The 14,505-nt window shown below is 58.6% G+C and carries 12 protein-coding genes; 5 read left to right on the top strand and 7 right to left on the bottom strand.

The window, feature by feature from the left end:
* The first annotated feature begins 271 nt into the window (after positions 1-271).
* Complete coding sequence (locus PspR76_RS01160) at positions 272-1,024, top strand: hypothetical protein (RefSeq protein WP_159953605.1); 753 nt, start codon at positions 272-274, stop codon at positions 1,022-1,024.
* Positions 1,025-1,198: 174 nt separating this feature from the next.
* Here the strand turns inward: PspR76_RS01160 and PspR76_RS01155 are convergent, their stop codons facing one another.
* The 3 genes from PspR76_RS01155 to PspR76_RS01145 form a co-directional block, all read right to left on the bottom strand.
* A complete protein-coding gene (locus PspR76_RS01155; protein WP_159953604.1) occupies positions 1,199-1,783 on the bottom strand; it encodes a hypothetical protein in 585 nt (194 codons plus the stop codon).
* Positions 1,780-2,352, bottom strand: coding sequence for an RNA polymerase sigma factor (locus PspR76_RS01150; RefSeq protein ID WP_159953603.1), 573 nt, complete (start codon positions 2,350-2,352; stop codon positions 1,780-1,782). Before PspR76_RS01150 ends, PspR76_RS01155 begins: the two co-directional genes overlap by 4 nt.
* A gap of 154 nt (positions 2,353-2,506) precedes the next feature.
* Positions 2,507-4,135 (bottom strand): vWA domain-containing protein, encoded by a 1,629-nt coding sequence (locus tag PspR76_RS01145; RefSeq protein ID WP_159953602.1) that lies wholly within the window; start codon positions 4,133-4,135, stop codon positions 2,507-2,509.
* A gap of 878 nt (positions 4,136-5,013) precedes the next feature.
* Here PspR76_RS01145 and PspR76_RS01140 point away from each other — a divergent pair.
* The 4 genes from PspR76_RS01140 (at position 5,014) to PspR76_RS01125 (ending at position 12,055) form a co-directional block, all read left to right on the top strand.
* A complete protein-coding gene (locus PspR76_RS01140) occupies positions 5,014-6,450 on the top strand; it encodes a M10 family metallopeptidase C-terminal domain-containing protein (protein WP_159953601.1) in 1,437 nt (478 codons plus the stop codon).
* Positions 6,451-6,523: 73 nt separating this feature from the next.
* The gene (locus tag PspR76_RS01135; protein ID WP_159953600.1) at positions 6,524-7,879 is read left to right on the top strand and encodes a M10 family metallopeptidase C-terminal domain-containing protein; all 1,356 of its coding nucleotides are present in this window, start codon (positions 6,524-6,526) and stop codon (positions 7,877-7,879) included.
* 85 nt (positions 7,880-7,964) lie between these two features.
* Positions 7,965-10,181: a M10 family metallopeptidase C-terminal domain-containing protein gene (locus PspR76_RS01130; protein WP_159953599.1), complete on the top strand. Its 2,217-nt coding sequence runs from the start codon at positions 7,965-7,967 to the stop codon at positions 10,179-10,181.
* Between the two features lie 68 nt (positions 10,182-10,249).
* Positions 10,250-12,055, top strand: a complete 1,806-nt coding sequence (locus PspR76_RS01125; RefSeq protein WP_237235713.1) for a M10 family metallopeptidase C-terminal domain-containing protein — start codon at positions 10,250-10,252, stop codon at positions 12,053-12,055.
* Between the two features lie 73 nt (positions 12,056-12,128).
* On the opposite strand, the gene PspR76_RS01120 is transcribed toward PspR76_RS01125, so the two are convergent.
* From PspR76_RS01120 to PspR76_RS01105, 4 genes are read right to left on the bottom strand one after another with little or no spacing between them, the layout of a single operon-like run.
* A complete protein-coding gene (locus PspR76_RS01120; RefSeq protein ID WP_159953598.1) occupies positions 12,129-12,779 on the bottom strand; it encodes a DUF799 domain-containing protein in 651 nt (216 codons plus the stop codon).
* The gene (locus tag PspR76_RS01115) at positions 12,776-13,138 is read right to left on the bottom strand and encodes a DUF4810 domain-containing protein (protein WP_110622924.1); all 363 of its coding nucleotides are present in this window, start codon (positions 13,136-13,138) and stop codon (positions 12,776-12,778) included. The genes PspR76_RS01120 and PspR76_RS01115 overlap by 4 nt, the downstream gene beginning before the upstream one ends.
* A 29-nt stretch (positions 13,139-13,167) precedes the next feature.
* Positions 13,168-13,848, bottom strand: a complete 681-nt coding sequence (locus PspR76_RS01110) for a CsgG/HfaB family protein (protein ID WP_098465532.1) — start codon at positions 13,846-13,848, stop codon at positions 13,168-13,170.
* 44 nt (positions 13,849-13,892) lie between these two features.
* Positions 13,893-14,474, bottom strand: a complete 582-nt coding sequence (locus PspR76_RS01105; RefSeq protein WP_159953597.1) for a hypothetical protein — start codon at positions 14,472-14,474, stop codon at positions 13,893-13,895.
* Positions 14,475-14,505 lie beyond the last annotated feature (31 nt).

Genomic DNA, 14,505 nt, shown 5'->3' with positions numbered 1-14,505 from the left:
ACCATGATTGACGCCCTTCGGGTGTTCACTATCAGCAACAGATACAGCCACCTTTACAGAAGCTGTAACGATGGCCCTTTTTTTTTCAAGATCCTTTCAATTTCAACGATTGAAATTTCAGTAACCTCCGGCACCTCCCACTAACTCGACCCCGCGGGTTTCATGCCCCGTACCTTCAAGAATGCTCCAGGGTCCCCAGCGACATATCAGACCTACCCTCCCACCAGATTCGGGGTACTTTCTCCGGTCACCCACTGGAGTAGGAAACACCATGTTCTGGCGCAGAGACAAACCGCTGAGGGTAGAGCTGCTTACACCCATCCACGTCACTGCTTCCTCAGCCCCTGCACATCACGAGACGTTAGATGACCCAGCTGCCAAGGAGATGAAAACCAATACAGACTTGGCTTTCAAACTGATTACATTTGGAGCGCTAGCATCGCAGGCCGCGCTGTTGATCTACGGGTACTCGCTCCTATCCGGCAGATTTCAGCAGTTCGGTATCGACCAGAACGAGCTATCGCTGAGCACACCTACGCTGCTTCTGCATGGGTACACCAGTCTATTCTCTGGTGCATTGGACGCTGCAGAACAATGGCCCATCGTAGGACCCGGCCTCCTGGCTTTCGTATTTGTGGCGATTGCTGCGCTCTTTGTTGCGGTTATAACGAGGAGGCCCAAGGCCAACGTAGTGATTGGACTTGCAGCATGGATAGGGATTGCCATGTTTATGGCGTTCTTCGCGCCTGGTGCAGGAGTTCAACAAGGTAGGGGGGCTGGGCTTGCAGATTTTAAAAGGTATACCCAGTTAGAAACTGCCGGGGACCTCGAAGCGGTGGATACCGTGGTAACCGACAGGGGTGAACGCCTGGTAGGCCATTTGATCCTGGCGGACAGCAAAAGTACGTTTCTACTCGTGGGCAGAACCCTATTTAAGCTTGATGGTACGACTGGCCGCATAATCCGTGAGACGGAGCTGAAACAACGTCCTCCCGAGATGGAAAAGCTCACACCGAAGGCGTAAATCCAAGCGCAGCAGAAAGGGCCATGTATGCCCACGTGTATGCCTAACCGATACAACGCCTACAAGGCCCAGTAAATACGGCAGCATCACCGCCCAGTTCAAACGACGCCGGGCACCAGATACAGATGAAAAAGCCCCAGGTCGAAAGGCCTGGGGCTTTTTTGTGGGCGCTATTTACCGCTTCTGCAACACCTCCAACCGCGCAGGCAAGTCTTCCTTGGGAAAGCGCTTATGCAACGCCAGCAGCTTTTCATCCGCCGCTCGGGTTTCGCCAGCCAGGCGCAGATCCACAATCTCCTGCAGCCCCTGCTCCAACGACGGCAACACAATCGCCGCACGCTTGCTGACCTTTGCCGCCGGTTCATCCGCCAACACGCTGTCGGCCTCGGCCTGCACGGGCGGCGCGGCGGCCATGCGGGCCATGGGTGCCGGTGCCGAGAACGCTTGCGGCGCCGGGCGGGCGGCTTCCTGGTGGAGCGTGGAGAAGGTGGCTGTGGAGATCTCCGGTTGCGGCACGGGTGAGCGCATCACTACACCGAGCATCAGCGCAACGCCGGCGACGGTGGCGAATGCCATTTGCCAGCGCGGTTGGCGGCAGGCTTGCAGCCAGCGTTGCCACAGGTTTGGCTGTCGCGCGGGGGCTTCATGGCGGGCGGTGTTGAGGATGAAGGCGTCGAGGGACGCTGGCGGTTCGCCCAGGCTGTGTTGACGAAAATGCGGGAGCAGCTCGTCGTCAGGTGTTTGGCGTGAGTCGGTCATGCGGGTATCTCCTCGGCCAGCAGGCGGCGCAGTTTCTGCTGGGCGTAGCGCAGGCGGCTTTTTACGGTTTCCAGCGGAGCGCCAGTGAGGGCGGCGATTTGCGGCACTTCGAGGTCGCCGTGCAGGCGCAGCAGGAAGACTTCGCGCTGGTCTTCGGGCAAATCTTGCAGTGCAGCGTCGAGGCGCGCGTGATCGCGGCTCAGGCTCAGTTGCTGCTCGGGGCCGGGGCTGTCATCGGGCTGGGCGTGCAGTTGCTCGTCGTAGCTGTCATGCAGCGGGTTATGCACGCCATGCTTGCGCCAGTGGTCGATCAGGCGGTTGCGGGCAATCTGGAACAGCCATGTACGAAAACTCGCCCGGCCCTGTGGCTGGGTGCTGCTGCGGATCAGGCTGAGCCAGGTCTCCTGGTAAACCTCTTCGGCCAGCTCGGCCTTGTTGCTCAGGGACACCAGGAACCGGTACAGCCCTTGACGGTGCCGCGCGTACAAAACCTCGAACGCGGCGGCGTCACCGCTTCGGTAGCGGGCCAGCAGCGCTTCGTCGCTGGGTGAATCATCTGGTACGGCCATGTAGTGAGCGAACTCCTTTCGAGACGTTAAAACTTTTCAATTGTGGGAGCCGAGCTTGCCCGCGATAGCGGTGGGTCAGGCAGCATTTGCGGTGCTGACAGACCGCTATCGCTGGCAAGCCAGCTCCCACATTGGAGCTTCGTTGGACTCAAGATCAGTGCTTCAGGCTCTGCGCCAACTCAACCAGTTGCACGAACTCGTTGCGCAACCCGAACGGGTCATCGCCGCGCGCCGAGCGGGCCAGTGCGGCGGTGTCCTGCAGGCTCATGTTGCCAGTGTAGCGGCCATCGCCCTTGAGCTGTTGGGCGAAGGCTGCAACGGCCGCCGAGAAACGCAGGTCGTCGCTGGCCTGGGTCGACACATTGCTGATGGGCCGCTCGAGCAGCTGGCTGTCACCACCCGCCGCAGGCTTATAGCGCACGCGCAGCAGCGCCAACTCAGCCGATGTGTTTTCAGCCGCGGGCGCAGCGGCGTAGCGCAATGGCTCCAACCAACCCTTCTGGCCCTTCGGCACAATTTCGTACAGCGCGGTCACGGTATGCCCTGCGCCGATCTCGCCAGCGTCGACCTTGTCATTGCTGAAATCCTCCCGCTTCAAGGCGCGGTTCTCATAGCCCAGCAGGCGGTATTCACTGACCTGGGCCGGGTTGAATTCCACCTGCAATTTCACATCCCGCGCCACCACCGCCAGGGTTGAACTGAGCTGGTCGACGAGTACTTTTCGCGCCTCCCGCAGATTGTCGATGTAGGCGTAATTACCATCGCCCGCGTCGGCCAATTGTTCCATCAAGTGTTCGTTGTAGTTATCCACACCGAAGCCCAGGGTGGTCAGGGATACGCCGCTTTTACGCTGGTTGGCGGCCATCTGCTTGAGGCTGTCGAAATCGCTGATGCCGACATTGAAGTCACCGTCGGTGGCCAGCAGGATGCGGTTGATACCCTTATCGATAAAGCCGGCGCGGGCCATCTGGTAGGCCAGTTCAATACCGGACGCCCCCGCCGTGGAGCCGCCAGCGGTAAGTTGGTCGATGGCGTTGCGGATCCTGGTTTTTTCACGCCCGGAGGTGGGTTCGAGCACCACGCGCGACTCACCGGCGTAGACCACCAACGCCACACGGTCCTGCTCGCGCAGCTGGTCCACTAACAATTTCAGCGTGCTTTTCACCAGCGGCAAGCCTTCGCGGCGGTCCATGGAGCCGGACACGTCCACCAGAAACACCAGGTTGGCCGGCGCCAGGTCCGCCACGGCGCGGTCGCAGGCCTTGATGCCGATGCGCAGCAGTCGGGTGTGCGGGTTCCATGGCGTGGGGGCGACTTCGGTGGTCACGCCAAAAGGTGAGCCGTCGGTGGGCAGCGTGTAGTCATAAGGGAAGTAATTGACCATTTCCTCCAGGCGCACAGCGCCGTCAGGCGGCAGGCTACCTTGGTTGAGAAAACGTCTCACGTTGGCATAACTGCCGGAGTCGACGTCTGCACTGAAGGTCGAAACAGGCTGTTGTGCGACGCTGTAGACCGGGTTTTCGGGCAAGTTCTGGTAATGCTCTGAAGGTTCGACCCGATCCGGCATGGCTGCGTCGTGCATGACCCTTGGCGCAGCCAGTAACGCAGGGACCGCCGCTCGCTTGATCAAAGCCGCCTCGGGGCGGGGTGTGGCGGGGGTTGGCGCGGCAGGCTGGGCGGCCTCTTGAGAGGATGACAGCCCGCAACCGGCAAGCGCCACCAGCATCACGGTAACCACAACGCCGCCAGCGATGGGACGCAAGAATAAGGGAGCTTGTGGCATGGTGCTGAACCTCAACAGTTAATGATCCGTTCACAGGTTCAGACGCAAAACACCTCTGGTTCGGGTTAAGGATCGTCATTCCTCGCCACACGCTCGCCTTTCGGCAGTCAGCGCCTTGTCAGTTCGAAGAACAAAGAGTTGTCGGCACTTCAGCAAAACAAGTTTCAATATAACTTGATGGCGCGTAGGAAACTTCGATAACTAAGGCACTTGACTGTTATATTCTCTTCGCCTCACTCCAAAACTCTTAACAACAATAATCACACTGTAAAAAATTCTGTATTTCCAAAGAAGACCCACTAAACACAATTTAAAAGCACCCTTTTTTCTTCAGCGAGCAATGCTTTTAAAATCAACACTCCACACAGGCTGTTTAACGCACACATAAACACAGCCACTGTTACCAAGCATGACACACTGCGCCATCAAGACACTTAAGAAACATATAACCCATTGGCAATTCATTTATAGAGTGCGAAGGTATTTCCAGCAAACGGACGTGCACTTCCCCTAAAAAAAAAGGAATCCATCTCACAACAAAAACATGGATTGCGCTCATGCGAATTGACTTCAGGCCACTTATATTTCAACAACCGAACCACGCGAAAAATAACCTGGGTCCGACTCTTCGACCGGCGCTTCAATACGCTCCCGGCCTCAGAATTCTTGGTCGATTCCTGCAGCCATTCATTCGGCATCCATATATACGCCCTTTCGTACAACCGAGGACCCAGCAGCCCTACGTACGCCCCTTCACTGAGCCCCCCACAAAACGCCCGCAAAAGCCTACTACTACAACCCATCCCATCCCATCCGATACACCGACCAAGCGCAGCTGGGACGGTAAAGATCCCACGCTGCGCCCCGACGACCCGTATGTGGCCAACCTGAATAAACGCTCTTTCGATGCACGCCAGGCAAGCGACAACCTCACGCGGGGCAACACCCAGTGGGTAGACCGAAATGGCGACGGCAAAGTCTCGGTGGGTTACTCATTCAACCGAGGTTTCGGGCAGTTCAACCAGAACCAGCAAGCGATGGCGCGCCGTGCGGTACAGGCGTGGAGCGACGTGTCCAACCTGGTCTTCGAGGAAAATGGCTCACGCGCCGAGGGGAAAATGTCGTTTGGCATATCGGGAGTGCCCACCGCCTTCGGCGCCTACCCAGGTAACCGTCCCGACGCAGGCTCGACCCAGTACAACGCCACCCGGGTCACACCCTTCGACTTGATTCATGAAACAGGTCACGCTCTGGGGCTCAAACATGGCGGCAACTACAACGGCGAACTGCGCCCAGACTCATGGAGCCACGCGCAGGACTCCCAGGCCCACACCGTCATGAGTTACTACAACGCGGCAAAAAGCGGCAAACGATTGGGGGGCGCCGACCCAGGGTCTCCCATGATGGATGACATTTCCGCCATGCAGAAACTCTACGGTGTGAATCGTCAAATCCGTCAGGGCGACACGACGTATGGGTTCAACTCCAACAGCCAGCGGGACCACTACACCCTCAAATCCAACCGGGAAGCTGCGGTGTTCTGCATCTGGGACGGTGGTGGCAATGACACCCTGGACGTCTCCGGCTACAGGGCCAACCAGACCATTAATCTCAGGGCGGGCTCGTACTCCGATGTCGGCGGGCTCAAGGGCAATGTGTCCATCGCCCGGGGCGTCACCCTGGAAAACGCCATAGGCGGTTCAGGCGACGACGCAATAATCGGTAACGACGCCGATAACCGCTTCACCGGCGGTGCTGGGGGCGACCGCATACGCGGCGGTGGCGGCGCGGATACGTTTGACTACAACAGCGCCAGCGACTCCACGCCGGACAACCCGGACACACTGATGGATTTCACCAGTGGCAGCGACAAAATCGATGTATCCAACGCCATGAAGAACGCGAATGTCTCCGCTCTGGCATTTGTCAGTGAAATGACCGGCAAGGCGGGTGATGCGGTTCTCCTGTTTGACCAGACAAGTGGCAAAGGCAGCGTGGCTATTGACCTGACGGGCGACGGCAAAGCCGACCTGCTGATACGCACCTACGGGGAGGTCAAACCCGGGGATATCATCGCGGCCGCAAACATTGGCGACCTTGCTCAGCCGCTCGCTGACCCGAGTATTCAGTCCGCGCTTACACCCAACCAGCGAGTGCGCCGTTCGATTTCACACACTCACGAAAACGCCAGTGATTCGCCCTATCACAAGAGCCATCTGATCAACGACTTTGTCAGTGGCAAAGACAACATCAATCTCACCGAGTTAATAAAAACTTCGGGTACATCACCCACCCGCTTTAGTTATAGGCGTTAACCCCAGGAAAGTTCGTTTACCCATGAGCCATGAAGCTCACGCTTCACTTCGTCTATTAAAAGGATTCAAGTAGATGTTCTCTGTCATTCACAAAACTTACTCGGCACTTTCTTCATCCGAGTCCACCTATCAGGACACGCCCTTGGCGTCCTACACCACCGATCAAGCCGCGAGGCAACTGCTGCGTACCAGCCACACCCGAGGCTTCAAATGGCAAGACAAGAACCGCGACGGCGTCATCGACATTGCCTATGAGTTTTTTACGCCACACAACCCGCACGCCGTCAGCAATGCCCCCAAGGGCGCCAGCGAATTAAGTGAGCAACAAAAGAAACGGGCGCGGATGGCCATGCAAGCCTGGGCCGATGTCGCCCGCATCAAATTCTCGGAGAACAGCACCAGCTCCGAAGGCCGACTGACCCTGGGCCTTTACGACGGTGACGGCGAGTCCTATGCATCCCTGCCCTTTCCCATGGATTTCAAAAAAGGTGGCGAGGCGTGGCTGGATAACGGCCATGCCCGCCCCCAGTCCGACCGTCACGACCGGCAGGTCATGGCGCATGAAGTGGGTCATTCGCTGGGGCTGGATCATCCTGGGGACTACACCCGGCAACCCGTCGCGCGTCATTACCTTGAGGACACTCAAGCCTACAGCCTGATGAGCTACAACCCGGAGATCAGGAGTGGTCAAAACTTCTCGAAAAACGCTGAATGGACCCACTACTCGGCGGCGCCCTTGCTGCACGACATTGCAGCGGTGCAGACGCTTTACGGCGCCAACTTCAACACCCGCAGCGGCGATACCGTTTACGGTTTCAATTCCAATACCGAACGCGACTATTACAGCCTGACGTCGCCGCGGGACGCACCGGTTTTTTGCATATGGGACGGTGGTGGCAACGACACGTTGGACTGTTCCGGCTTCAACCAAAAGCAAACCCTCAACTTGAACGCCGAAGCGTTCTCCGATGTTGGCGGCATGAAAGGCAATGTCTCCATCGCCAAAGGCGTGACGGTGGAAAACGCCATTGGCGGCGCCCAGGACGACAGGTTGATCGGCAACCACGCGAACAATCGATTAAAGGGCGGGGGCGGCGCAGACACGCTGATGGGCGGCGGCGGCGCAGACGTATTTGTCTACGACAAGGCCAGTGACTCGACGGCGGCCAACGCTGACCTGATCACCGATTTTGTCAGTGGCCAAGACAGGATCGACCTCAGAGGCCTGAGCAAAAACACTCGCACGTCACTGCGGCTGGTAAACGCCTACACAGGGCGCACCGGCGACACCGTGGTGAAGTTCAACCCCTACAGCAAGCGGTACTTTGTCGCCATTGACCTTACCGGCAATGGCCACACGGACTTTCTGCTCAAGAGCACCCGATTGATCAGGCCTCACGATATCAGCGGCCTTATCACCCAACGATAACCTTTCAGGTAAACGCGCTGCTTGAGCCGCCAGGCGCAAGCCGTCGGGCTGCCTGTGCACGCTAACTGACAGAAGGTAAATAGCCATGGTCAGAATCAACCCGAACCCCGTCACTGCTTCTTTGAATACACAGGCTGCCGATTCACCCAGCCAACCGCCCACGCCTCCCTCAGGCCAGGGTAACAACAAGAGATCCTACAATACCGATCAGGCCGCCAAACAAATCACGCGATTGGGCTTTCGCTGGAAGGACCTCAATGGTGACGGCGTCATACCCATCGCCTACCGGTTTTTCACCCCGTCGCAAGCAACCTTCAATACGCCCAAGGGCGCCAATGAATTTACCGCTGCTCAGAAAGCCGACGCCGTACGCGCGATGCAGTACTGGTCGGACCTGGCCAATATCACCTTTGCACAGGATGCGCCCGACGCCGAAGGGCAGCTGTTATTAGGCAACGACTCCCAACTCGGCCTTGCCGGAACAGGCAGCTACCCCGGCATCTACAGTAACGGCACGCAGGTGTGGATCTCTTCGGACGGCAAGGAAAGGCCCCCCACCCAAGACGGTTTCGGGCAATGGCTTATTAACCACGAGATCGGGCATACCTTGGGTCTGCTGCACCCAGGCCAATACAACGGTGACGGAGACTACGCCTCACGCGCCACCTATGCCGAAGACACCCGCGCCTACAGCATCATGAGCTACTGGTGGGAAGGCATGCTCGGGCATGATTTTGCCAAGCACCGGCGCACCCACTACCCCTCCACGCCGATGATGGACGACATCACCGCCGTGCAAAAACTGTATGGCGCCAACTACAAGACCCGCAACACCGACACCACCTACGGCTTCAACTCCAACACCGCTCGTGACGCGTTCAGCCTGCGGTCCGCAGACGATGCCCCGGTGTTCTGCGTGTGGGATGGCGGCGGCAATGACACCCTGGACTTTTCCGGCTTCCATCAGAACCAGCGCATCAACCTCAACGCTCAGCATTTTTCCGATGTCGGCGGCATGAAAGGCAACGTCTCCATCGCCAGAGGCGTAACGATAGAAAATGCCATCGGCGGTTCTGGCGATGACCTGTTGACGGGTAACAACGCCAACAATCGCCTCAAAGGTGGCGCAGGAGCAGACCGACTGACCGGCGGCGCCGGGGCCGACACATTTGTCTACGACAAGGCCAGTGACTCCACCCTCAGTCGTTCCGACCTGCTGATGGACTTCAGCAGCGGGCTGGACAAGATTGATGTGTCCGGGGCGTTGCGTGAGGCGGGTGTCAGCAGCCTGCGTTTCGTCCAACGCTTGAGCGGCCGGGCGGGCGAAGCGGTGTTGGGCTACAACCCGAGTACCCGGGAAAGCAGCCTCTCCATTGACCTGAATGGCAACGGCAACGCCGACCTGTTCATCAGGAGCAGCAGTGCAATCAGGGCCAGCGATGTGATCTCCGATGGCGCCACTGTGCACCTTCCAGTGACGCCCACACCACCTGTTCCGGCACCTGCACCTACCGTCACATCGCCTACTGTTTCGCGGACCAAACGCAATACCACTCCCTCGCAACGCGCGCCCTTCTCTGTGCAAAACTGGGCCAGTGGGTCGCTTGAGGGTTCAGCCATGCATGCCAGCGCCAAAGCGGTGGGCAGCATTCGCGAAGTGACCGTGCTGCGCGACTCGTGGGGCTACGAGCGGGTTCATTACAACACCTTGGGCACCGGTTCACTGATCGACGGGGGCGCCAGCGTATTGACCAACAAACATGTGCACGACGCCCTCGCCAAAGGCAGCAAGCTCGAGCTGTGGCTGGGTTACACAGAGGATGAGAGCGGCCGCATGCGCGTCGAGCGCAAGGTGCCGCTGGATACCCGGCCGCTCAGTAGCGACGCCAACCTGGATTACGCCGAGTTGCGGGTCGACTTGCCTCAGGCGCAGATCAACGCCCTGGCCAAGCAGTTCTCGCCGCTCAAATTGGCCGATAACACCCAGGCCCAAGCCGGGCAAAAAATCTTTATGCCCAACCACGGTCAGCAAGGCCTTGGCATTGCCTTCCTGAACGCCGCCGGCAAACCCACCAGCGTTTTGGGGCACAACTCCGACAGCGGCGCCCGGAGTTCTTTCTACCATGACGCCTACAAAATACCCGGCACGTCGGGCTCTCCGCTGATTTCGGCCGACACCGGGGAAATCATCGGGCTGCACTACGGTTCGATCATCGGCCAAGTGGGCAACAGCCGCGCCTCAATGGGCGCCGCGACGCGAGCAGAGCTGATCCAGCAGCACCGTAACCAAGCCCGCCAATGATGCCGGCACTCAGAGCCGCATCCGCAGCGAAGCCCCATTCAGTCAATGGTTCGATAGGAGTGATTACTTTGAAAACAAACCTCAGTATGCCTTTCAGTCAGCCTCATCCGATTGACACTCAACCGGGCGATGGAGCCTCGCGCACCCTCGGTCTGCAGCCGTCGAATCAAACCTCAAACCCGCATCGTTTTGTACCCCAGGCATCAGGCCAAAAGGTTCAGGAAAGTCGTCAATGGGCCACCTCGGCAGCGAGCGCTGCAAACACCCGTGGCAGCACGTATGACGCAACCCTGCGTGCAGACGATCCCTACTTAAACAGAGCAAACAGGCAGTCCTTTGACAAGCAACGGGCCATAGAGCAGCTCACGCGGCAGACAACCACATGGCAGGACTCGAACCGAAATAACAAAACCGAGATTTCCTACTACTTCAAAAACGAACGGGGTATGGGATTCAACGAATATCAAAAGCAAGAAGCCCGGCGTTCGATCCAATCCTGGGGCGACGTGGCCAATCTGGCCTTCAAAGAAAACGGCGGCGCGGCAGAAGGGCAATTGACCTTCAAAGTATTCAACGGCATCCCCTCTGCCGACGGCGCCTACCCTTATAGCCGCTACAACGGCGGTGTTGGCGGTGATACCCGCTACAACCAGTATCATGTAACACGATCCACCATGACCCACGAAATCGGTCACGCCCTTGGCCTGAGTCACCCAGGTGCCTACGACGGTAAACTAGACGATAGGAAACGTGTCTACGCCCAAGACTCCAAAGCCCATAGCGTCATGAGCTATTACGACGCTCAAAGCAGTGGCAAAAATGCCAGTCACGGCCCATTGGCCCCCATGATGGATGACATCAGCACAATTCAACACAAGTACGGCGCCAACTATCAAACCCGCAGGGAAAACAACACCTATGGCTTCAACTCCAACACCGGGCGGGATTACTACTCACTGAACAGCAACCGCGACTTGGCCACTTTTTGCATCTGGGACGGCGCCGGCAACGACACGCTGGACGTCTCGGGTTACGGCACCAATCAAGTCGTGAACCTCAGGGCGGGTTCGTTCTCGGATGTGGGTCACGGTCAAGGCAACGTCTCAATCGCCCGGGGTGTCACGATCGAAAATGCCATCGGCGGCGCAGGCCATGATGCGCTGATCGGTAACGATGAGAATAACCGGCTCACCGGCGGGGGCGGCGCCGATCGGCTACGCGGGGGCCGAGGTGCCGACAGTTTTGTGTATAACCGCGCCAGTGATTCCACGCCGCAAAACCCGGACGAAATCATGGATTTCACCAGCGGCAGCGACAAGATCGACGTGACGGGTGCGTTGCGCAGTGCGGGCCTGTCTTCCCTGTCTGTCGTCCGTGCCTGGAGCGGTAAAGCCGGTGAAGCGCTGCTCACTTACGACGAACGAAGCGGCATGGGTTCCGTGGCTATCGACCTGAATGGCAATGGCAGGGCTGACCTGTTTATCAAGACCCATGGGCAAGTCAGGCCAAGTGACCTCGTGCCCCACAGCGCTGCCAAAGTCACGACGCGCGAGACCTCAGGCGATGGTACAGCCGTGGCAAAACCGCCTTTCATCTTCGACAGCGCCCGCGATTCGACCTATTCCAATGCTCGGTTACTGACAGATTTCACCAGCGGCATAGACAGCATTGATCTGCGCGGGGTGGAGAAAGAAGCCAATACACGCCTCAAGCTCGTTGAGGCATTTACCGGGCGCATAGGCGATACGATAGTGAAATACAACCCGCAAAGCGGCCGCTATTTCATCGCCATCGACCTGACCGGCAACCGTACGACGGACTTTCTAATAAAAAGTACGCAATTGATCAGCCCCAAGGACATCATGGTTCACTAACAGCGAACAAGCGGCGAAGCATTTACCAACCTGTAATGGCCGGTAAACGCTCGTTCACGGTTGCGCAGCCGGTTTAGTCCGTGCCGTACTTCGGGTTACGCGGCCCGTACAGAATCCCGGTGCGTTGCCCTGCCGACAGCAGGCGCGCACTGGTGATACCGGCAATCGGGTGCGCCGCATCGGTAGAACTGTTGATCACCTGCTTGGCCGCCGCCGTGATCAGCATGCCCACCAGGCCGCCGCTGTTGTTGTTGCCTTCCTCGCTGGATGCGCGTGCCGAACCGGTCCACAAGGTGGTGCCGGTGCGCAGGTCGACCAGTTTGGCCGAGGCCGTCACCGAGGTGTCGCTGGAGATCAGCATGTACTTGGTGCCGTACTCACTCACGGTGATGTACAGCGCCGCGTCCGCACCAAAGATGTCATGCAGCTTGGCCGGCGCCACGCCCTGGATATCGTTGGCCGTGGTCAGGCCGTTCTGGCGGAAGGTTTCGTCCACCAGGGCAATCGGCAGCACGTAGTAGCCGGCTTCGGCCAACGGGTAGGTGACTTGCGACACCATGCTGTAGGACGCCTGCACTTCCGGCGATTCATTGATCGGCGGCAGTACCAGGATCGACTTCGGCCGCGCCTGTTTGTAGGCCGTGTAATCAATGGTCTTGGGCGCTGCGCAACCGCCGAGCAAAGCCAGGGCCAGCAAGGCGCCGGTGAGTTTTAACAGGCTCATTTAGTGGCGACTCCGGTCTTGGCGTTTTTCAGCAAAAAGTCCATGTAGGAAGCAGACTCGGGGAACAGCGCCTTCTCGGTGCGGAACTCCTGCACCATCTGGTCATCCTTGCCCATGGTCATGTACAGCATGCCCAGGTGCGCGTGGTAACCCGGCGGCGCTTTGCGGCCACTGGCGTTGATCTTTTGCAGATCGCGCTCCAGTGCCTCGACCTGCGCTTCCTTGGGCTCGCCCTTGAAGTATTCGTAAACCTGCGGCTGGTAGCTTTCCCACTGATACAGGGGTTGGGGCGCCGTGTGGCACCCGGCGACCGTCGCGATTGCTGTCAGCATCAGCGCTAACTTAACTGCCTTGCTCATCCGTGTACTGCTCCTTGAGGTACTGCTGATCAGTTGCGCGGGTTCCAGGCGCCGGCGTTGATGCCGTCGACGAGGCGGTTGATGGCTTCGCGCATGGCCAGGTCCAGGACCTTGCCATTGAGGGTGGAGTCGTAGCTGGCGGTGCCGCCAAAGCCGACCACTTCACGGTTGGACAGGGCGTATTCACCGGCGCCCTGAGTGGAATACACCACTTCGGAAGTGCTGATGTTGACGATGTTCAACGCGACTTTGGCGTAAGCCACTTGGGTTTTGCCACGGCCAAGAATGCCGAACAGCTGGCGGTCGCCGGTTTCTTTGCGGCCGAACTCGGTCACATCACCGGTCACCACGTAGTCAGCGCCCTTGAGCTTTTGCACGGTGCCTTTGATCGCGGCTTCCTGGGAGATTTCACCCATGTTGTCGCGGTCCAGCACGCTGAAGCGGTTGGTCTGCTGCAGGTGGGTGATCAGGATGGTCTTGGCCTGGCCACCGAGGCGGTCAACGCCGTCGGAGAAGATGCCGCGCATGTAGCTCGAACGGTTATCGAACTTGCCCACGGCGATCGGCACGCGCACGCCGGAATAGGCGACGTTGGCGCTGGCGACTTGTTCCACCGGCATCGCGCGGTTGCTCTCCGTGGCACAACCGGCCACGGTCAGCAGCGCTGCGGCGGTGAGGCCCGACAGCAGGATTTTGGACAGTGTTTTCACAGGGTGCTCCTAGAGTGAGAGTTCAGCCGTTGCAGCAGGTAGCGCTAGCGGGACGGGATATTGCGTAAATCATCGACGATAAAACGGCTCAGCAAGCCGGTGTAAAAGGACTCCACACTCGAGTTGCCGGAGTTGGTCAGCACACCGGCCATGGTTTTCATGTTCTGCCAGTCGCCGCGGTAACCCCCAGGCATAAGCCCCTGGCGAGCTTGGGAAAAGTGCAGTATCTCGGCATCGGCCTTCTTGATCTTGACCGAATAGTTGAAGTCGACACTGGCGAGGATCGTGTTGTCGTCGACGATGGCGGTCATGAAGCCGCCTTGGGTGTCCTGGATGCGCCGCGTATAGATCACGTCAACATCGAGCAGGTAGTCGGCCTTCTCTTTACTGGTGGCGTAGCGCTTGGCCTGGAGCAGTCGATTGATCAGGTCGACGCCCAATTGCTGGCGAACCTTGGCATCCGGCAGAAAGCGCTCGTTCTTGCCCACAACGTCAACGTCGAAGGTGTCGAGCCAGTAAGTGGCCGTCTTGGGAATGGTGACCGGCGCCGGCGAGATGTAGTAATCCGGCTTGGAGGCGCAGCCGGCAATCAGGCAGATGGCCAAGAGAAAGGCAAAAACGCGCATTGCTTTATTCGTCCCTGAAAGGTGGCATGTT

The organism is Pseudomonas sp. R76, assembly GCF_009834565.1.
Classification (GTDB): domain Bacteria; phylum Pseudomonadota; class Gammaproteobacteria; order Pseudomonadales; family Pseudomonadaceae; genus Aquipseudomonas.
This window is presented reverse-complemented; position numbering and strand designations above follow the sequence as displayed.

What these genes read in the sequence shown, in the direction of transcription:
- PspR76_RS01105 (WP_159953597.1), bottom strand. Translation starts at nt 14,474, where the DNA reads ATGCGCGTTTTTGCCTTTCTCTTGGCCATCTGCCTGATTGCCGGCTGC.
- PspR76_RS01155 (WP_159953604.1), bottom strand. Translation starts at nt 1,783, where the DNA reads ATGACCGACTCACGCCAAACACCTGACGACGAGCTGCTCCCGCATTTT.
- PspR76_RS01135 (WP_159953600.1), top strand. Translation starts at nt 6,524, where the DNA reads ATGTTCTCTGTCATTCACAAAACTTACTCGGCACTTTCTTCATCCGAG.
- PspR76_RS01145 (WP_159953602.1), bottom strand. Translation starts at nt 4,135, where the DNA reads ATGCCACAAGCTCCCTTATTCTTGCGTCCCATCGCTGGCGGCGTTGTG.
- PspR76_RS01130 (WP_159953599.1), top strand. Translation starts at nt 7,965, where the DNA reads ATGGTCAGAATCAACCCGAACCCCGTCACTGCTTCTTTGAATACACAG.
- PspR76_RS01120 (WP_159953598.1), bottom strand. Translation starts at nt 12,779, where the DNA reads ATGAGCCTGTTAAAACTCACCGGCGCCTTGCTGGCCCTGGCTTTGCTC.
- PspR76_RS01115 (WP_110622924.1), bottom strand. Translation starts at nt 13,138, where the DNA reads ATGAGCAAGGCAGTTAAGTTAGCGCTGATGCTGACAGCAATCGCGACG.
- PspR76_RS01150 (WP_159953603.1), bottom strand. Translation starts at nt 2,352, where the DNA reads ATGGCCGTACCAGATGATTCACCCAGCGACGAAGCGCTGCTGGCCCGC.
- PspR76_RS01160 (WP_159953605.1), top strand. Translation starts at nt 272, where the DNA reads ATGTTCTGGCGCAGAGACAAACCGCTGAGGGTAGAGCTGCTTACACCC.